This is a genomic window from Desulfonema magnum (assembly GCF_017377395.1).
Taxonomy (GTDB): Bacteria; Desulfobacterota; Desulfobacteria; order Desulfobacterales; family 4be13; genus Desulfonema_C; species Desulfonema_C magnum.
The window spans coordinates 7,451,714-7,472,565 of the sequence record NZ_CP061800.1 but is presented as its reverse complement, the minus strand read 5'-3'; the positions used below and the strand labels follow the sequence as shown (position 1 = coordinate 7,472,565).

Sequence of the window (20,852 nt, the reverse complement as noted above, 5' to 3'; positions counted from 1 at the left end):
ATGATGTGGAACGGAAACGTTTCAACAGTCGTTCGGTGTGACTCATTCGTTTTATCTCAGTTCAGCCCTTAATTCATATATAAAAGGTTTAGGTGTTATAATTTTTTGACTTTTAACTTTTTAATTTGTTGAGGTGTAATTATGGAGAAAAGAAGAGGAAATTATTGGGTGAGTTTTCTGCTGGCACTGCTGCTTCTCTTCGGCGGAACAGCATCTTCTGCGTTGGCTGCGACTGCCGATGTCGAGATTGAGAATCTGACGGGGGATTCGGCGATTGCAGAGGAACAAACGGGGATTACGGTGGATATTGTGGTAAAGAATCACCCGAATTTCAGAGGGGCGGATTTTAACATTACATATCCCACCGAAGTTTTTGCTAAGTGCAATGGCGGACAGACAATGGATGGCAGTACCTGGATGATCGGCAACATCACCCCTGGCACAGGTTCAGTCCATGTCCTTTTGGCAGGAAGTGCCGGACAGGTTCCGGAAGCTGCGGAGACAACGCTGGTACAGCTTTCTTTTGACGCTGCAACCTCTATTCCCGATGGTTCCTATAAATTTGCCATTACTTACGATGAAACTGACGCAAGCAAAGGTATTCTTGATGATACGATGACACCTTTAGAACTGACAATTACGGGCGGAGATATTGAAATTGCAAGAGCACCTAAGGTGACAGCCACCGTATCAGCACCAGAAGGAACCATAGAACCTGAGGGTACAACCACTTACGAGGAGAATCAAACCCCGACATATACGGTAACTCCGGCTGCTGGCTACCAAGTGCTGATATTTACGGTTGGAGGTCAGGATAAGCTTTCAGAACTTAGCAACGGAACCGCTGGCGGCACATATACTTTTACTACTGGATTGGTAGCAGGGGATAATATAGCTATAGATGTAGCTTTTAAACTGATCCCCACATACACAGTGACAGCATCAGCAGGTGAAAACGGAACAATAAGCGATGCAGGTGAAATGACGTATAATGAGGGAGCAACTCCGACATATACAGTAACACCTGATGCTCATTATGAAGTTGAAACATTTGAAGTACTCGGAGATGATACTGCCGCATTGACAGACAACGGAAACGGCACATATTCATACGATTATGCAGCTATCGCAGCGGATTCAACCATCTCTGTAACTTTTAAGATCAAACAATATGCTGTGACGGCAACGGCTGGCGAAAACGGAAAGATTTCTCCGGCAGAAGAAACATTATATTCCGCTCTTTCAACACCGGCATATACCATCACACCTGACACAGCCAATAATTATGTAATTGACACCGTCACGGTTGATGGTGCTGATGTAACAGGCAGTGCAAACTATGTGCTGAATGATGATAAATCTGCTGTTTACACTTTTGCTCCACTCGAAGGACCTGCTACCATAGATGTGACCTTTAAACCGGGTGTATTTGAAATTACGGTAATAAAGGAATCCGGCGGAAGTGTGGAAGCCGTGGATAACGAGATCGTAGATGGCGTGGTGACAGTGGTTGCCGGCGCAGATCAGAAACTCAAAGTGACGGCTAAAGAAGGCTACTACATCAAGAAAGTGAAAGTGGACGATAAGAAGCAGGACATAAAAGATAATACTTCTTTCAGCTACACTTTTGATGAAATTGCCACTGACCATACTTTTGATGTAAGATTTGATAAAATGTACACCATTACAGCTTCTGCAGGGAAGAACGGAACCATAGACCCCGCAGGAGAAATTATGGTCGCTGACGGAGATAGTCTGACATTTACTGTAACGCCTGATGAAGATTACGAAGTTAAGATGGTGACGGTAGATGGTGCAGAAGTGGAACTTACAGATGGCGCTTACACTATTGAAAGCATAGATGCTGCCCATACAATCGTTGCTTCCTTCGAGCATAAAGATGCGCGCATCGTATTGAACGGCGGAGATTACGACTATGACTTCATGATTATTTTTGATGAACTGCTTCGTGTCATCCAGCTTTATAACGCAGATGGGTATCACTGCGATGAGACTGGTGTGGACGGGTTTGCTCCGGATGAGCAGGGTGTGAGTTATGATGCTTTGACAGATTATAATTGCAAACCTCATGGCTCGGATTACGATGATCCGGAAATGGGGAACACCCAGGATTGGACCATTGATTTTTACGAACTGCTTCGGGCAATTCAGTTCTACAATACCGAAGACGGATATCATGTGGATGAGACAACTCCGGATGGATTTGCCCCGGGTATGGAATAATCCTGAAAATCGGTAACTCACATAAAACAACCTCATCTTTTTGCAGGTGGGGTTGTTTTGTATGAAAGACATAAAGTGGAACAAAAATCTAGCATTCAATAAATGTTGTAAGGATAAATGGTAAGGAGGAACAAGATGACTAACTTTAAAACTGCGTTTATTTTTGCATTGGCAATGGTCGTAACCTGTGCTTTTGCATCATCCGCACTGGCAGATGATACGATTACGCAAACCATAGAATATGCGGGGAACGCGACAGCCCTGGGAGCCAAGATAACATTGCAGGATGGCTGTTCTTTTGTGAACGTGGTGGACGGAGACAATGCACCTGAGATCACACCGAAAGCCGGTGCTGCCGGAACCCTTGACTTTGCATGGATAAACATCCCTGCTTCGCCTTTTACATTTTCATATACAGTTTCTGGCGATGGGTGTTCAGCAGAGATTAGTGAAATCATTGTGAAAGAGTAAAATCTGTAGAAATCTGATAAAAACATTATCAGAATTTGTATGATTCATTCTTATGATCAAATCTGTATTAACCCTTCAGAACCGCCTATGAGCGGAACTTCAAACATTTCATTCTACCCCTGTTCGGAGTTCCGTTCTCAGGCGGTCTTTTTCCGAGTGCCCAAGGGAGAAATATTTGTTTATGTTTATTTCCTGACGGCGAAGAGTTGTAAAAGTCTCAAATTGTTTATAAGAAAAAAAGAGGAGAAAAAATTATGCGGCCTTTTCTGGATTCTTCTAAGAAAAGCTTTATTCGCGTGATGAGCATGGCGTTTGCGCTTGCAATCGTTATGGCGTTGGCGGGGGGAATTTTTCAGGTGCCCTGTGCGAATGCTCAGGATACGCTGACCGCGACGCACATCACAGATAGTGCTGAATACACTATCGGAGAAAATTTGACAGTTACAACCACGGTAGAATACACCGGCGAAGTTTCCATGTTGGGAATTAAGGCTACATTGCCCGACGGATGGGAATTTGTTTCATTTGTGGAAGCCAGTGGAAATGATCCTTTTGTGAAACCAAAAGCTGGTGATACCGGAGACTTGGATTTTGGATGGATTGAAATCCCTACCAGCCCGGTTGCACTTTCCTATACGGTAACTCCCAAAGGAATAGCGGATGACCAGAATATTTCAGCCAGTGTGACATATGCGCGTGCTACAGGAAATACTGATCCCGCGACCGGAGGAACGAGTAATCCGGTAAAAATTTCCGTAACCCCGGAACTTCTTTCAATCCAGGCATCCGGTGAACCTCCGGTTGAAGGTATGCTGTCCATAAGCCAGCTTCCTCCGGACACAGGTTATGTGGCTGGCGGCGAACTGACCCTTGCAGGTAAGATAGAGTATAGTGACGGCCAGTTAGACGCGCTGGGGGTTAAGATCGCACTGCCGGCAGGCTGGACTTATTCTGAAGATTCAATAAACGGAGATGATGCGCCTGCCAACGCAAAACAGACCGGTAATGAGTTGGAACTGGTCTGGGCAGATATTCCCGCCACTCCCATTGATTTCACCTACAGAGTGATTCCCAATGCAATGGCGGGTGTGCAGACAATTTCTGCCACGGCGTCATATCTGTTCAAAGACGAAGAAATGAAGTCTGCACAGGCAGACGATCTTACTGTGAACGAAGGGACCATAACGCTGAGTGCGAGCCAGACTTCGGGGGATTATCTCGCAGGCAGCAAGCTGGTGATCGAACCTCAGATTGTATATACCGGCCCGTTGACAACCCTGGGTCTGGAAGTTACCCTTCCTGAAAACTGGACATATGTTTCAGTTGATCGAAAAGACGGCACTCCCATTACTGCAAAGCAGGATGGCAATAAGGTGAATTTTGCCTGGGCCGACATCCCTGCCAGCCCCATCAATTTCGCGTATACGGTGAATGTTCCCGCAGGCGAAGAGGGCCAAAAAGTTGTTGACGCCAAACTGATCTATGCACGGGTCGGCGATCCCGCACCTCAGACCATGGATGTGGCTCCGCTTACAATCAATGCTGCCGCGGGTGAAACACTGACCGCAACCCATAGCGCTGACGATTATAAACCAGGGGAAACCCTGACAGTTACAAATCAGATCAAATACACCGGAACTCTGAATTCCCTCGGATTTGAGGCGACATTACCCAATGGCTGGACCGAAGGGTATTCCATCGGAGGAGACAATAAGCCGGAGAGTGAAGAACTGGTTGGCAACACTTTGAAGATGTATTGGATTGACACACCTGCCAGCCCCATTGATTTCACCTATACGTTGAATGTTCCCGCAGACGCAGATGGGACAATAACCATTCCGGCAGAAGTGGTGTACGGACGCGCTGAAGGCGGAATCGAAAAAGACCCATTTATTCCTGATCCTCTCACGATTAAGAAGTATGTGGAAGAACCGCCGGTCACCGGTTTCACCATAGAAGCTATGGCAGAAGGTAATGGGACCATTTCCCCGGACTACATTATCTATGTGGAACAGGGAATGAGTCAGACATTTACCATGATGCCTAATGAAGAAGGATATGGCTTGGATGATGTGCTGGTAGATGGTGTTTCCGTTATGGCAGATGTTGTTGATAACACCTATACTTTCACAAATGTTAACGCTGATCATCGAATTCTTGCTGTATTCAAGTCCATGGGAATATTGGTTTGCGACACCCTTGAGAACGGAACAATTATTATCCAGGATAAAAAAGCGATAATAGATTCCGCTGAGGGGTATGAAGTAAAGGATGTTCAGGTAAACGGTGTGTCAGTAGGATCTGTTGCCGAATATGCTTCTTTTCCGGCCGAGTGTTTTGAATCTGGCAGCAGAAGTGCAAAGTCAGCGTCGGCAGCCATAGACGAGTGTTGGTGGCCTGGTTCCTGTCCTGATGACACTGGCGACGTTGATGACGGATGCAGTATATGTGCAACCTTTGAAACATCTCCGATAAGAGGGGAAAACGGACCTAACGGAATTGTAACTGTCACAGTAGCGAATGACATCCGGACAGCCACTATAATTCCTGATCCTGATTATATCGTGGATGAGGTTCTGGTTGATGGCGAGGCTGTGGAACTCACAGGAAGAACATATGTTTTTGCTGAGGGCGGAGATCACACACTGCTCGCAACCTTTAAGAGCGGTAAACAATATACGATAAAAGCGACATCCGGAGAGAACGGCACGATCAACCCGGTGGGCGATGTTAAAGTGGATCATGGCCAGAATCAGCTCTTTGAGATGGTGCCTGATGGCGAATATACCGTGGCAGAAGTAAAGGTGAACGGTGAATCCAAAGGTGCGCTGACAAAATATGAGTTTGAAAATGTCACCGCTGATGGTGAAATTCATGTAACCTTTAAGCCTTTAACTAATATTCATACAATAACCGCTACAGCGGAAACAGGCGGAACCATAGAACCGTCAGGAACCGTCAGCGTCGCTATTGGCGGAACCCTGACATTTGCCATAAAAGCTGACAACGGATATATTCTGAAAGATGTGACCGTAAATGGAGACTCCAAAGGACCTCAGGCTTCCTACACCTTTGAAAACGTCACTGAAAACTATGAAATCGTGGCAGTTTTTGAGAAAGTAGGCGCATGGGAACCCATTGACGGAGGCAGAATACTGGTTCGGGATGATCTGATCATAATCGATTCTCACTCCGGATATGAAGTCGGCGATGTTATGATAAATGGCAAATCATTTGGTTCAATTGCCACTTACTCGCTGGATGAGTGTTTTAACCCAGGTACAGAAGCAAGATCAGTCGCTGCTTTGGACCCGTGCTGGTGGCCCGGAGCTTGTGAAGACATTTCATGCAGCAGTGATTGTTGTGCGGAAGAGGGCGGTCTTGTTTGCAGTGACGGTGTCACCCTTTGCGCCAATGGTGATCAGCTGTCTGATGAATGTGCGGACTGCAATGCGTGCGGCGGTGTTATCGGCTGTATGATATATGTAAAATTTCAGGACTCTCCGATAACCGTTACAGAAGAAGAAAATGGAATTGTAACCGTAACTGTTGCGGTAAATGAAGATGAGACCCTGACACGGACAGCCACTCTGATTCCTGATCCCGAATATGTGGTAGATGTTGTTACCGTTGACGGAGAAGTTGCAGAACTGGTTGGTAATACCTACACCTTTGCTGAAGGTGAAATTGCCCTGAATGCCACCTTTAAGTTGGCTGAACCTGACAAATACACGATAACAGCTACAGCAGGGGAAAACGGAACAATTGATCCTTCAGGTGCTGTTCTTGTGGATAAGGGTGCAAATCAGACGTTTACATTTATTCCTGCTGATGAGTATGAAGTGGATGTTGTCACAGTAAACGGGGAAGTTCAGGCAGAAGCTGGTACAAGCTATACTTTCCTGAACATCATTAAAGACCAGACAATAAACGTGACTTTCAGACCGGTTGGGCTTGTTTATACAATAACGGCCGCAGCAGGAGAAAACGGTAGCATCTCTCCCGAAGGTGATGTTGATGTCGTTGCCGGTGAGAATCAGGTCTTTACGATAACACCTGATGCCGGATATGTCGTGGATGTTGTCACCGTTGACGGAGAACCTCTGGCAGAAGCAGTTACCACTTATACCTTTGAAAATGTTACCGAAGATGGTCATACCATTGAGGTCACTTTTAAAGAAGCTGTACAGTATGAAATACAGGCTACATCAGGGGCAAACGGTAGCATTTGGCCATCAGGTAAGACGCTTGTAGATGAGGGGAATAGTAAGACTTTTACAATGTCTCCTTTTGACGGCTATCTTGTGGAGGATGTGAAAGTTGATGGCGTATCTGTGGGAGCCGTTTCCAGCTACACCTTCTCAGATGTTGATGCTGACCATACCATCTATGTAACCTTCAAGCAGAAGGACCAGTACATAATCACAGCGACCGCATTTGAGAACGGAACGATCTATCCCTCAGACGATGTCTATGTGTATGGTGGTACGAACCAGACATTTACAATGCAGGCTGATTATGGATATGCGGTAGATGATGTTGAGGTTAACGGAGTATCCCAGGGCAAGATCACCAGTTACACTTTTTATGGTGTTATGCAGAATCATAATATCTCTGTAACTTTTGAACCGATTGAGCCGGGACCCGAATATATCATAACAGCTACGATATCAGGAGAAAACGGAAGCATATCTCCGTCAGGCGAAATTTTGGTGGTTGCGGATGCAAGTCAGACATTTGAAATGATACCTGACAACGGATACAGAGTTGCTGATGTTCTGGTAAATGGCGTATCTGTAGGCGCAGTGATGAGCTATACTTTCTCATCTATGGATGCTGACAGTACTATTTCTGTAGCCTTTGAGAAGATTCTGGTCGATACTTATGACATCGTGGCCACTTCAGGAGCGAATGGAAATATCAGCCCCTCCGGCTATGTTCCTGTGGACGCAAACGGAGATCAGACTTTCTTTATGCGTGCGGATGACGGGTACGCGGTGGATGAAGTTCTGGTGGACAATGTTTCTGTAGGCGCAGTAGCGGACTATACCTTCTATGATGTTACTGAAGCGCATGAAATCAGTGTAAGCTTTAAGCTGATTCCGCCGGAAACTTACATGATAACACCTTCTTTCGGACTGAACGGAACCATAGAACCTTCGGAAGTTCAGACAGTTAATGAAGGGGACAGCCAGCAGTTTGTTATAAAACCGGCCGATGGTTATGCCGTGGCAGATGTTAAGGTTGATGGTGTATCCAAAGGTGCCATAACCGTCTATACCTTTACAGACGTGGTTGCCAATCATACAATTGCTGCAACCTTTAAGCCTTCTCCGGAAGCTGTTACTTACATTGTAAATGCTTCAGTCGAAGGCAACGGAACCATAGATCCTTCTGGCGAAGTTGCTGTGTATGAAGGGCTTGCCCGTGTCTTTACTCTGACACCTGCTGATGGTTATGAGATCGGAGATGTTTTGGTAGATGGTGAATCAGTAGCAGAAGATGAAATTTTGCCTGTGAACGACAGTGAAGGTAACTACATTCATAGCACTTACACATTGCAAAATGTCATGAAGGACCAAACCATTTCTGTAAAATTTAAGAAGAAATCAGATGACGGAGATGACAACTGTTTTATTACCACAGCTGCAAATGGCTCAGGAAGTTCCTCTGTGCTGATGCTTATGCTGATGACGGTAATTGGCGGTATCGCAAGTGTTTTTCTTAGGAGAAATATGTAAGCGATGATAAGCGCATCAAAGCGGTTTTAACGCCGTGAGTAAGTAAAAGAAAAGGGCGGGGAATTTTATATTCCGCGCCCTTTTTTATTGAGGTGTGTCAGGTTGTCCTGAAAAAAAGTACAGGGAAAAAAGATAAGAAAAGGAAGGCCATTTTTCCTTTTCTTATCTTTTTTCCCTGTACTTTTACTGTGGGCAGCATCACGGTTATGCAATTTCTATGTGTAATTTTTTCCCCACTGCGTGAGCTACACGTTCTAAAGACTCTAAGGATATTGTTGTATTTTCAGGGTCTAAAATACGATCTAACTGAGATCGGCTGGTTTGCAGTCTTTTTGCCAAATTAACTTTTGTAATTCCGGATTGTTTCATGATATCAGATAATTGTAAACTGATTAAACGTTTATGAGCCTTTGCCGATACCTCTTCAAGAATACCTTCCTCTTCTAAAAAAGCGTCAAAACTGCCACCTTTGTGTTTGTTCATTATTTTACCTCTCTGAGATATTGAATTTTCCGTTTGCGAGCCAGATTTATCTCTTTTAACGGGGTCTTCTGAGATTTTTTAATGAAACCGTGAAGTAATATCATTTCATGTGCATGAACAGTAAAAAATACTCTGGCTATATGATTTTTTTTATCCAGATGAATTCGAACTTCCCATAGACCAGTATCAATTTTTCTGACCACAGGCATTCCCAGAGGCCAACGGAACTGAACAAGTTTTATCACTTCACCGATAATTTTTCTCTCATCCTTATCCAATTCTTTTAACCATTCTCTTACAGGCTCACGTCCTGATAAGCTTTTAAAAAATATAACTGATAAAATTGGGTCAGTATTCATATTTTAAATGTACCACAAAGGGTACATTCAGGTCAAGTCCTAATAATTTTAATGGTTAATGAGTATCTGCAACAATCCAGGTAGATATTGCCGACTTTTTCAAAGACCATGAATCATGAGCGGCAAAGTTGATGGGGAAGGCGTTTCGAGGTACTAATTTTTCGATTGATTGGTTGAACCCTAAAAAGCATATTGAAAAGAGACTGCAATACCATCATTTTTTAATCCGCCTGAAAGCCCGATCTTTGTGTTTCTTTTCAAATTTTCGATGAACCCCATGTTTTTTGTCCGGTTATATTTGTGAACACTGCTTATGGAACCATAAATGCTGCCCGTATAAAACCCCAGTCCGACAAAGGTAATGAGACCTCCGAGGGCTTCATTGCCGTTGTCAAAAGACTCATACGCCGCATACATCAGAGCGCCATTGAGCAAAAATGCGGTTGCAGCATCCCGGTATCTCCCGCAATAAAGATATCCCGCTCCCGGAAGGATTGAAAGAAATCCCGCCAGCCCGGGAAGCTTTTTAGGAATAGAACTTTCCCTGTCAAGCTCGGCAGACAGTTTTTTCAGCCGGTATTTATCTTTATTTTCAGGGCTTATCTTTCCAAAAAATGAACGTGCCCTGTCCCATGCCGCTGTTTCAAGGTATATCCATCCGATTCTGTAATGGACTTCATCCCGCACATCCCTGTCCTCTGCTATGGCAATCAGATTTTGAAGATTGGTAATCCCGGCCCCCGGGGCATTCAGTTTTACATGGCATTTGCTAATCATAAAATACGCCTTGGTGATGAAACTTGAAACTTGAAACTTGAAACTTGAAACTTGAAATTCATTGGGTTTGTCTATGATTGCTGTGAAAGCATTTATAGCCTTTCTGAATTGCTTGCTCTCAAAATATGACATGCCGATTTTGTGCATTGCCAGTTCAACCCTTTCATCCTCCGGGAAAAAATATACAAACCGCTCATATTCGCCAATGGCCCTGAAGTATTCGCCCGTTGAAAAATAATGCTCTGCAAGATTGAACTGCTTATCAGAATCTATTACAAGGATATTTTCGGCAAAAGCCTGAGAAATGGGCAGGAAAAGAATAAAGAATATTAAGAGGATGAGGCGAGGGGCGAGGGGCTTGGTGATTTGAGATTTGAGATTTATCATTTGTTATTTACTTGTGATTTGAGATTTGAGGTTTGAGATTTGAGATTTGTGTTTAGTAAATACCAATCATAAATTCGCCTTTAAAGCTGCGTAACCCTAAGCACTTCTTCGATGGTTGTGATCCCGCTTAAAATTTTATGGATCCCGTCCTGACGCAGGGTGATCATGTTTGCCTCGTTTTTTATCCGGTTTGAATCATAAGTCTTCAGGATGAGGCTTTTTAAATTAGCGTCCATCACCATGATTTCAACAATGACAATCCGCCCTTTGTAGCCTGTGTTTAAACACTCCTGACAACCCCGGGTACGATAGATGGTGTGGTTTCTCATCTGAGCCGGTGTAATACCGATGGTTTTCAAAGCCATGTCATCCGGAGTATAAGGTTCTTTGCAGTGGGGACAAAGTACTCTGACCAGTCTTTGCGCCGCGACAGCAATCACCGAAGATGAAATTAAAAAAGGTTCCACCCCAATATCAACAAGGCGGGTAATTGCGCTTGCAGAATCATTTGTATGAAGCGTGGAAAAAACAAGATGCCCTGTCAGCGCGGACTGAACTGCTATCTCTGCGGTTTCACGGTCTCGGATTTCACCCACAAGCACAACATCCGGGTCCTGCCTGACGATGGATCTCAGCCCCCGTGCAAAAGTCAGGTCTATTTTGGGATTCACCTGTATCTGACTGATTCCTCTGAGCTGGTATTCAACAGGGTCTTCAATGGTGATAATGTTAATATCCGGTTTGTTGATGGAGGACAAAACCGCATACAGCGTCGTTGTTTTGCCGCTTCCGGTAGGACCGGTCACCAGGATAATTCCATTCGGGGACGTGACAAGTTCTTTAAGCAAGTCAAGCGTTTCGGAAGACAGACCAATATCCGAAAGTGTCAGAAGTGACGTTGACTTATTCAGAAGTCTCATCACCACACGTTCGCCAAATGAAATAGGGATGGTGGAAACACGAATATCAATTTCCTGATCCCCGATTTTGACCTCGATACGCCCATCCTGAGGAAGACGTTTTTCCGCAATGTTCATTTTTGCCATGACCTTTATTCGCGATGTCAGGGCAGGCTGAATCCATTTCGGCGGCGTGAGGAGATCATACAAAATACCGTCAACACGGTATCGGACATTGAAACTGTCCTGATACGGCTCAATATGAATATCGCTGGCGCGGGCTTTTGCAGACTGTGAAATAATGTGATTCACGAGTTTGATAATGGGAGCATCACTGGTATCATCCATGAGATCCGCAGTGTCTTCGATTTCACTGATGATCATGGTGCCGTTTTCCTCCATTTCCATATCCTGAACCAGTTGTTCGGCAGAGCCTCTGTTAAGGTCATAAGATATGTTTATGGCGGAAAGGATCGTGTCTTTGGTTGAAAGAACAACTTGAAAATTATTCGCTTCGATAATCCTTACCAAATCATCAAGGGGCTGGAGGTTGGTCGGATCATTTATGGCAATGATATATCCCGGTTCCCCGGAGACATCTGACACCTCAGACTCCTGGTAAGTTTCATCTGTTTCCTCAGTTTCTTTTTTACTGTTGCTCTCCAGAGGAACCATGAAATATTTTTTAAGAAACTGCATGGGCACATTATGGGTGATATCTGTTCCAATATTATTCAGAGGAAGCTTGGGCCAGAAAGGGATATCATATTGGATGCTCAATGCTTCAAGCAATTGCGCTTCTGTAAGGAATTTTTTTTTGATGAGAATCTCGCCGGTATTTCCCCCTTTTTCCATTCGTATTCTTTGGACTTCTTCATAGTCTTCTTCTGAAATCCCGACGTTGTCTCTTAATATTTGTGAAAGATGCTTTTTCATAATTGATAATTGATCATTGGGTTGAAAAAAAGTTCGGAGTTCCGCCTTTAGGCGGTTTGCATGTCTTCAGACACTTAATAAGAGCCTGTTTGAAAAGCAAGGAACATGCGTAGCCTGTCCCCTTTCCGACTTACCGGGCCGTGTTCGGAATTACTTTTCAGACACGCTCCCAGTGTCCTCGCGGCAAAAAAAATTAGCCACAAAGACACGAAGACACAAAGGAACACAAAGAAACCCCCTGAGTCTTCGTGTCCTTCACGGCAAAAAAAATAGCCGCAAAGACACCTGGACACTAAGTAACACAAAGAAACTTCGAGAACCTTCGTGCCTTCGTGTCTTCGTGGCAAAAAAACAGCCTGAAGACACTGAGGAACATAAAGAAAGTTCGAGAACCTTCGTGCCTTCGTGTCTTCGTGGCAAAAAAACAGCCTGAAGACACTGAGGAACATAAAGAAAGTTCGAGAACCTTCGTGCCTTCGTGTCTTCGTGGCAAAAAAACAGCCTGAAGACACTGAGGAACATAAAGAAAGTTCGAGAACCTTCGTGCCTTCGTGTCTTCGTGGCAAAAAAACAGCCTGAAGACACTGAGGAACATAAAGAAACTTCGAGAACCTTCGTGCCTTCGTGTCTTCGTGGCAAAAAAACAGCCTGAAGACACTGAGGAACATAAAGAAAGTTCGAGAACCTTCGTGCCTTCGTGTCTTCGTGGCAAAAAAACAGCCTGAAGACACTGAGGAACATAAAGAAAGTTCGAGAACCTTCGTGCCTTCGTGTCTTCGTGGCAAAAAAACAGCCTGAAGACACTGAGGAACATAAAGAAAGTTCGAGAACCTTCGTGCCTTCGTGTCTTCGTGGCAAAAAAAATAGCTGCAAAGACACTGGGAGCCTATCTGAAAATTAAGAAATATGAGGAAGCCACCTGAAGGCGAAACTCTGAACTTCTTTATTCAACAGGCTCTGGCAAAGCTTCCTCAAGATTTTGCTGATTGTACATCTTGATGCCGCCTTCCTCAACCGTGTCAATGTGTTCTTTCTTTTTAAGAAAGATTTCTTCTGCTTCCGCAGGGTTTTCAATCACATGAGGTGTCAGAAAAACAAAAAGATTGGTCTTCTCACGCCCTTTTGATATGGATTTGAAAAGCCATCCGAGTCCTGGTATGTCGCCAAGACAAGGGACTTTATATTCTGTTAAGGAAAAACTGTCGTCAATAAGACCTCCGAGGGCTATGGTATTCTTATCCTGGACAATGACAGTCGTATCAATGGTACGCTTTAACGTGGTGGGACGTTCATCCCCGCTTTGTGCGGTGGTGTCGAGCTTGCTGACCTCCTGGGCAATTTTGAGACGAATCATCCGATCCCTGCTGATCTGAGGCGTAACCTTTAAGGTTATGGCAACATCCTTGTATTCATAAGTGTTATATGATTCGGAAGTGCTGGTGGTTCCTGTTTTTGTCTGATAAGGGACATTTTTTCCCACAGTGATACTCGCTTCCTCATTATCTGTGGTCAGAAGCTGGGGTGTTGAAAGGATATGGGTATTTTTGTCCTTTTTATATGCCTGTATCATTGTTGAAAGGTTGGGGAATTTAACGCCTCCGATTTCAATGGCTTCACTAAATATTCCCAGCGAAAAACCCGAAGGCAAAACGCCAATCCCTCCGGCACCCACAGCTAATCCCTTGATGTTGCTGTACGGACTGTCGCCTCCGCCACTGAATCCGCCACCGAATCCGCCGTCTGTGCCGTCGTGACTGGCCTCACCCATTGCCATCCACTCTGTCCCTAAATTAAATTCCTTATCCACATTGACTTCCATGATCAGGCATTCAATATAAACCATTGCCCTGGGAATGTCTAATTTCTTGATGACCTCTTCAAGAACAATGTAATCATCCTTTTCCGCCATGATGATAAGGCTGTTCGTGGCCTTGTCAGCAGTGATGTTGGTGGCCTCTGAAACAATGGGGGCCTGTTTTTTCCCTTTTTTCGTAGAAGTACGTTTCTGTTTGGTTGACAGAGACTGAAGAACTTTTGCCAGATCTTCTGCAGTGGCATATTCAAGATAATATACCCGTATATTTTCTGTGCCGCGAGGCAGCTCCTTATCCAGCCGGGCAATCAGATCCTTGATTCTCAGCGTGTCATCCTCGCTGGCAAGCGATACAATCGTGTTTGTCCGTTCATCAGCCACAAATTTGATTGTGTCTGTTGTTCTTTTTTTCTTAGTTCTTTTTTGCTGAAAAACAGTGGTCAGAAGTCTGACCAGCTTTGTAGCGTCAGAATGTTCAAGGGGAATGACGGAAATTTCCTGCCCCACACCCGGAACATCTATTTTTTTCAGGATTTTAAGCAGACGCTTTATATTTGAGTAAATATCCGTTATGATCAGCGTATTGGTCGGGGCATACGCCAGAATATTACTGTTCTTTGAAACCAGCGGCTTAAAAAGCCGGCTGATTTCACGAGTCTCCGCATATTTTAACGGCATGAGCTGGGTGACGAGCTTATCTTCCGAGGATCGCCATGTCTCTTCCACCATGGTTTCAATATTCTTTGAGCGTGCATCACCCGAAGAAACAATTTTTGTCACCTCACCCGCTTCCACCGTGGCATAGCCATGAACCTCCAAAACAGATTCAAAAACCTTGTAAAGTTCTTTTGCAGAAATTTTCTTTTCAGGAGAGATGATGGTCACTTTTCCCTTTACCCGGTCATCAATAATAAAGTTCTTTTTCGTCACCTTACTGACAAGCCTGATGAATTCACCAATATCAACATCAGTCAAATTTAAGGAAATATACATTTCTTCTGACTTCCCCGAAGATTTTCCGGATTTTTGTGCCAAGGATAATTGAGATGTCAGCATCAGAAAGATCAGAACAAAAAGTGCTATGGTTTTCAATCCCCTTACAGATAAAGAAAAAATACCAAAAAATTTTATTGAAAAGTTCATAAATAAGCTGTTCCTGTAATTCTGTGAAAGTGTTTAGGTGTTAGGTGTCAGGTGTTAAGTGTGTTAAGTCTTATGTGTTACTCGATAATCAGGTTTTTTGATCCGAACCGACCTGTCATTCCTGCTTTCGCAGGAATGACAGAACAAAATTTGATTATCGAGCGTTAGGAAAAAAACTCTGGTTTCGAGTTTCAAGTTTCAAATTTCAAGTTTCGAGTTTCAAGTTTCGAGTTTCAAGTTTCAAGTTTCGAGTTTCGAGTTTCAAGTTTCAAACCTATTCATCATCTATTGAATAATTTATATGTTGCATCCGGCCTCTTCGTTTTACTTCAACATCTACGTTGGAAGCGGACTTCAGACTGTTGTAAAACTTCAGGGCGTCATCTACGGATTCAATATCGTTTCCGTCAATACCGGTAAGAATATCTCCGCTTCTCAGCCCCAGTTTTGTAAAGATGGAATTTCTCTTAACTCTTGTCAGCGTGAGGCCGTCTGGTTTTCCATTTTTAAAATGAGGCCGTATTTTTGCTTGTTTCATGAGAGTATTGATATCACTGACTGCCTCTTCTATCTCGGAACGTTTCAATGATATTTTTTTGGCATCTTCTCGTGAAGAGGAAGCGGATGCTCTCCTTTCTGATGATCTGCCCCTTTTTCTGCTAGTTCTTTTGGACCCGGATTTCTTTTCCTCCATTCTCAGCACTTCTTTTTTACCTTTTACAAGCAGTCTCACTTCTTGCCTTAATACCTGATCTATTATTGTATCCTGAAAATCGGGAATATAATCCCCTTCGGAGTAAAGGCTTTGTTTTTTTTCTTTTATATTTTCAATAATAGCATATGCTTCTTCTGTGTCACCGGTGAAAGTTCCCCACAGTTTCAGCTTTAACTTGGTTTCCTCCAACTCTTCATTTTTCTCTTCCGGCTCTTCTTTTTTTTCCTCTACTTTCTCTTCTTCTTTTGTATTGAAAAGATTTCGTTTGATTATCGGATCATAATGAGCCAGAGGCTGGCGGGTTTCATTTTCAGAAGATGTCACCTCTCTGTTAACTGTTTCGGCCGGAGACCCGTAATCCAGTTGTGCTGTCGCGATTCGATAGAATGCTTTCACACTGAAATAAAGCATACCTGTTATTAACAAAACATTTAATATTATAAAATATTTTTTCATAGCACCCCTCGTTTTTGTCAGTCCCCGCGTGTCAGCTTACGGTTTATTTAACACAAGGCCCTATAATTTGGGATTTTTAAATGTACCTCTGATCCTCAACGGAAATGATCCTTCCCGGAAAATTAATGCTGCCGCACTTCCCAAATCTGCAATAAATGAAGGATGAGGGCTGATGCTTCCTGTAAGGTTCAGGACACTTTTTTCAACAGGCGTCTTTAGATCTATGGAACCGGTAAGATCAACATTTGCCTGGTCCCCCTTTGCAATACACTCTTTTATTTGAAGTTTCCTGTTGTTATCAATTGTTATATCCGCATTAATGGTCTTGAAAATAAATTTTTTCGATTTTAAAACAGGCGCTAAAAGTCCCAGTTTTGAATCAGACATGGAAAGTTCAATCTCACAATCTGATATGACAAATTTGGTATCTGTGGTCTTCTCAGACGCCTCGCTGCTGTTGTGTGTTATGTTCCCGTTAAGTATTCCTGATATGTCATAGTCAGGAGAAGTTTGTATTGCGCTGATCTTTTTTATTTGAATTCCTGACAGGACCGCATCAGCCCCGGCAATCTGAACGCGTGAGTCTGTGTCTGATTTTACAAGGGACGCTTTGCCTTCCCAGGTTCCGTCATATGATTTTCCTTTGAAGAAAAGAACCGTCTCAGGGCGAAACAGTGACATCAGTCCGGGAGCCACTTTGATATGTTCAGCTTCAAAGAGTAAATTCTCTTCGCGAAACAAATTGACATTGCTAAATTTCAACCCGGGAGGAATAGCTGGTTTTATCTGGTCAATTTTAATGTTAAGCTCGGGATTGGCATTGTTTATTTTTAATGTAACATACTTTTTTATTTCCTCTGACGGAAAAAGATAGTAAAGAAAAAAAGCTGTTGCCGCGATAATGTATATGGAATATAGAAGTATTTTTTTTAAAATATTCATGGGTTCAACAGTCTTTGAGTGTCTGTGTGTTTGACGGACATCCGATTCGGCAAAGAAACCCGGCTTTTTCTAACAGGGGAAAACGCCTTATCCGGGGAACGGGGAAAAAAGCCGGGTTTCTTCCCCCATTTTATCCTGTATCCATCTGAAATTAAATTTCAAATGTTTCAACCTGTAAAACAGCGTTTATAAAACCTTTTTCCTTCCCTTTTTTGGTAATTGAAATCTTCCTGATAAATACACTGTTTTCCGAAGTTTCTATCTTATGCAGATACGGTGTCAGTTGCTTTAAATTAATACCCTGAAGTTTCATTTCAACCAGTGAAAGCTTGAACGGGCTGTCTTTTTTGTCGGATTTCGAAGGTTTCATATAGGCAATATTATCCTTTATGCCTGCTTCGCCCGCGAGCCTGTCTAAAAAGGAAAAAAGTGTGAAGCCTTTTTTTTTTCGGGCAAAACGTATTTTCGATAATTCAGCCTGTTTTGTAAGGACATTATATTCAGATTGAAGGGCACGCATCTCTTCAAGGGTTTTTGTTTTCGATAGCAAATTTCTTTCAAGCCGTTCCTTTTTTTCCATAAACGGAAACACGATAAACTGAAGCAGAATAAAAAGGCATACAAAAGCCCCTCCTGCGAAAACGGTATATTTTTCTCGTTTGTTTAATTTCATCTGAGTACCTAAAAATGAGAAATCCCAAATAAATCGCAAATGACAAATTACAAGCCCCGAGCCTCTCGCCCCAAGCCCCTCGCCCCAATCACAAATCCACCTTCAGCTTAAAGCGCACACGATTGCCCCCTTTGGCAATAGTGGAAGAAGTGATCGTGACTTCTTTAAAAATATCTGCCTGTTCAAGCTTGTTTTTTATGTCGTCCACGGCATTGTATGTGTCAGTGTCTCCGGAAATCAGAATGTTGTTCTCTCCGATGACAAGCCGTTTAAATTCAACATCAGTCTCCTGAGGAATGCGTTTGCTGATTTCATTAAGAATGTCGGTTGTTCGTATATTTTCCGTTCCTCCTGGCAAAGCAGCTGTTTTCTTTACTTCTTGAATTGCAACCTGCATCTGAGACAGGGGATCAATAATTCTTTTCACATCTGGAAATGTTGTTTTGAAAATATTAATTATCTGACGGTCCAGTTCAGCCACTTTTTTTTCCAGGGAATATGAATCTGTCATCATGTTACAAAAAAGCAAAATCAGCATCAGTGACGCCAGAATACCTGTTTTGATAATGCTGGATTTATGCTCTGCCCATTGTTTTTTCGGTGCAAATTCACCTCTGCGGAAATTTAAACTGTTCAGTCCTTCCGTTTCAAGCAGGGCAAGGGCATACGCATTATCCATCTGGCCGGATGCTTTCTGCTCCTGTTCCCAGTTCATCTCCGGGGAACTTGCGGAAGACCGCATTCTTATAATGGTTCCTGTGTCTTTGACAATATCTGCCCGTCTTACAGGAATCCCCAGTATCCGTTCTGCTTCCGGTTCAAACCCGCTGGTAAAATCGGTATCTGTGCCGTATCCTGCGATATGTATCTCATTTGGCTGGTAATTTAAGTTTAATGGAAAAATTTCTTCAAATGCGGCAAGTGTGCGCTGTACTTCAATGCAAAGGGACTCCGTTCTTCCTGCATTTGAATTAATCGGAAAAGAGCGAATAAGGTATATTTGCCCGGAGATAATAACAAAAACTGAACATTTATCCGTATCAATGTCCATAAAAAGGCAGTCTTCAGGAATATTTGCAAATTTTGCCAGGCAAAGCGCCGTGGCATATCCTCCGACCGTCACAATTTCAGGCTCCATTTTCAGAGATACGAGCGTATTCAGGTATAATTTCAGCTTAGTCTTTTCAACTGTCGCCGTAATAATATTCGTGTGGTCTTTGGAATCAGGCAAATTGATGATATGAAAATCTGTTGTCACATCTTCTATGGGAAAAGGCAGCGTCGGTTCGAGTTCAAAAGGAAGCACCTGCCTGATTTTTTTCTGATCTCTGAACGGAATCTGAATATTTCTGTAGCATACCTGATCTCCGGGAAAAGACGCTACACATAGGGAACCGGCAGTATCTATCTGTCGGGTAATCGTTTCCAGGGCAGCAGGCAGACTAGTTTCAATTTCTTTCTGATCTGTCGGCACACGCGCATAGCTTTCTATCCAGTTTCCCTTGATGCCGCTTTTTACCAGAACCGCTGCCACGGCGTCCTGTCGAATATCTAAGCCGAGAATTTTTTTACTCATAATAAGTTGTCAGTTATCAGGTCAGTTTCCAGTTCTCTCAATTATCAATTATCAATTATCAAAGGGTCTGCCAGCTCAGAGGTCTGCATTTCCATTTACGGGTTTTCTTATCCCTCTCCCGGAAAACCACGGCTGATATGGTTAATTCTATATCATGTAATTTTGCAGTAGCTTCGATCCGAAAAAAATTACTTGAGTTTGTGATCACCTTGGAGTTGATGGTGACATCACTGCACCCCGGAGCGTTTTTATACCAGGTAGAGCCTGAAAGGCTGTTTATAAACCTTTTTGAATCCGAGGTTTCTTCACTTTCCTGGCGGTAATCGTAAATTGCCTGGGCGCATTCCAGATTTTCCGGCCCCACAAGCGCTCCGAGTACAGGAAGCTCTGCTGTGTTGATATTGATTTTCCCCTCATATGTAAAGTTTTTTTTGTCAACTTTCCGAGGTGCTTTTGTCATGCCATAAACCGTCATATAATCGGAAATCCCCGGTATTTCACCGGCTCCGTAGAAAAGCTCCGGATTAATTCCCTTTACCCGCGCAACTTCGTCAAGATCAGTAAACGGGGCATTTCTGCATGAATAAGGAGGATCAAGCGCCTGATAATGTTCTGATTCTGCTCCGCTCAGGCCTGTGATTGCATCGTCATCTCCTGAATCCAGCCAGTCTTTTACTGAGTTTATGATGGCTGTTGTCTCATTTATATCTCTGTCCTCATCCAGCGAAATGACAGGCCGAATCAGATTGTCCCATATGCTTGCCTGGAATTCTTTAAACTTGCGTCCTCTGGGAAAATCCACAAGTGCGTTCACCTGAATCTTACCCAGCTCATCACTGATTTTAAATGTCACACTTCCTTCTTCAAAAGGGATGGCCTGAAGCACTTCGCTTATTTTTTCAGGATCGGCCCAGTCTTCCTGAATAGAATCCAGACCTGACCCCGGGTCTGACATTTTATCTTTTATAAGCATAGCCATTGCCGCATGAACACCGGCAGATGCCATATATGAAAGGGTAAAGCGATCCCGGGTCGTAGCTGTGGTCATTACAGTGGCCCGTACCTTTCGGTTCAGTTCCAAAGTTGCCGCAATTAATAATGTGGTGATCGTTACCGTAAGAAGAAGCGCCATTCCCCGCTTATTTTTCAGAAGTTTTAACGGCATAAATTTTAGGTGTTAGGGTGTTAGGTGTTAAGTGTTAGGTGTTAGGTGTTAGGAACAGGCAACTTTGTTCTT

At 43.4% G+C, this 20,852-nt stretch carries 13 protein-coding genes; 3 read left to right on the top strand and 10 right to left on the bottom strand.

Annotation, left to right across the window (positions count from 1 at the left end):
• Nucleotides 1–141: 141 nt before the first annotated feature.
• From dnm_RS28630 to dnm_RS28620, 3 genes are all read left to right on the top strand, one after another.
• Complete coding sequence (locus dnm_RS28630) at nt 142–2,244, top strand: InlB B-repeat-containing protein (protein WP_207680275.1); 2,103 nt, start codon at nt 142–144, stop codon at nt 2,242–2,244.
• A gap of 135 nt (nt 2,245–2,379) precedes the next feature.
• Complete coding sequence (locus tag dnm_RS28625) at nt 2,380–2,715, top strand: hypothetical protein (protein ID WP_207680274.1); 336 nt, start codon at nt 2,380–2,382, stop codon at nt 2,713–2,715.
• 254 nt (nt 2,716–2,969) lie between these two features.
• Nucleotides 2,970–8,456: an InlB B-repeat-containing protein gene (locus tag dnm_RS28620; RefSeq protein ID WP_207680273.1), complete on the top strand. Its 5,487-nt coding sequence runs from the start codon at nt 2,970–2,972 to the stop codon at nt 8,454–8,456.
• A 204-nt stretch (nt 8,457–8,660) separates the two neighbouring features.
• Here dnm_RS28620 and dnm_RS28615 read toward each other — a convergent pair whose 3' ends face one another.
• The 10 genes from dnm_RS28615 to dnm_RS28570 all read right to left on the bottom strand — a co-directional run bounded on the left by dnm_RS28615 (nt 8,661) and on the right by dnm_RS28570 (nt 20,747).
• Nucleotides 8,661–8,939: a helix-turn-helix domain-containing protein gene (locus dnm_RS28615; RefSeq protein ID WP_207680272.1), complete on the bottom strand. Its 279-nt coding sequence runs from the start codon at nt 8,937–8,939 to the stop codon at nt 8,661–8,663.
• The gene (locus tag dnm_RS28610; RefSeq protein WP_207680271.1) at nt 8,939–9,298 is read right to left on the bottom strand and encodes a type II toxin-antitoxin system RelE/ParE family toxin; all 360 of its coding nucleotides are present in this window, start codon (nt 9,296–9,298) and stop codon (nt 8,939–8,941) included. Before dnm_RS28610 ends, dnm_RS28615 begins: the two co-directional genes overlap by 1 nt.
• 180 nt (nt 9,299–9,478) lie before the next feature.
• On the bottom strand, nt 9,479–10,462 hold the full coding sequence (locus dnm_RS28605) for a tetratricopeptide repeat protein (protein ID WP_207680270.1): 984 nt from the start codon (nt 10,460–10,462) through the stop codon (nt 9,479–9,481).
• Nucleotides 10,463–10,542: 80 nt separating this feature from the next.
• Nucleotides 10,543–12,297, bottom strand: coding sequence for a type II secretion system ATPase GspE (gspE, locus tag dnm_RS28600; protein ID WP_207680269.1), 1,755 nt, complete (start codon nt 12,295–12,297; stop codon nt 10,543–10,545).
• Between the two features lie 943 nt (nt 12,298–13,240).
• Entirely contained in the window at nt 13,241–15,253 is a 2,013-nt protein-coding gene (gene gspD / locus dnm_RS28595; protein ID WP_207680268.1) for a type II secretion system secretin GspD, read from the bottom strand.
• A 274-nt stretch (nt 15,254–15,527) separates the two neighbouring features.
• Nucleotides 15,528–16,424: a type II secretion system protein GspC gene (gene gspC, locus dnm_RS28590; RefSeq protein WP_207680267.1), complete on the bottom strand. Its 897-nt coding sequence runs from the start codon at nt 16,422–16,424 to the stop codon at nt 15,528–15,530.
• Between the two features lie 60 nt (nt 16,425–16,484).
• Entirely contained in the window at nt 16,485–17,366 is an 882-nt protein-coding gene (gene gspN / locus dnm_RS28585; RefSeq protein ID WP_207680266.1) for a type II secretion system protein GspN, read from the bottom strand.
• A 151-nt stretch (nt 17,367–17,517) separates the two neighbouring features.
• On the bottom strand, nt 17,518–18,039 hold the full coding sequence (locus dnm_RS28580; RefSeq protein WP_207680265.1) for a type II secretion system protein GspM: 522 nt from the start codon (nt 18,037–18,039) through the stop codon (nt 17,518–17,520).
• A gap of 88 nt (nt 18,040–18,127) precedes the next feature.
• Nucleotides 18,128–19,615 carry a type II secretion system protein GspL gene (gene gspL / locus dnm_RS28575; RefSeq protein WP_207680264.1) on the bottom strand — a complete coding sequence of 496 codons (1,488 nt, stop codon included), beginning with the start codon at nt 19,613–19,615 and terminating at the stop codon, nt 18,128–18,130.
• A gap of 58 nt (nt 19,616–19,673) precedes the next feature.
• Nucleotides 19,674–20,747 (bottom strand): type II secretion system minor pseudopilin, encoded by a 1,074-nt coding sequence (locus dnm_RS28570; protein WP_207680263.1) that lies wholly within the window; start codon nt 20,745–20,747, stop codon nt 19,674–19,676.
• Nucleotides 20,748–20,852: the final 105 nt, after the last annotated feature.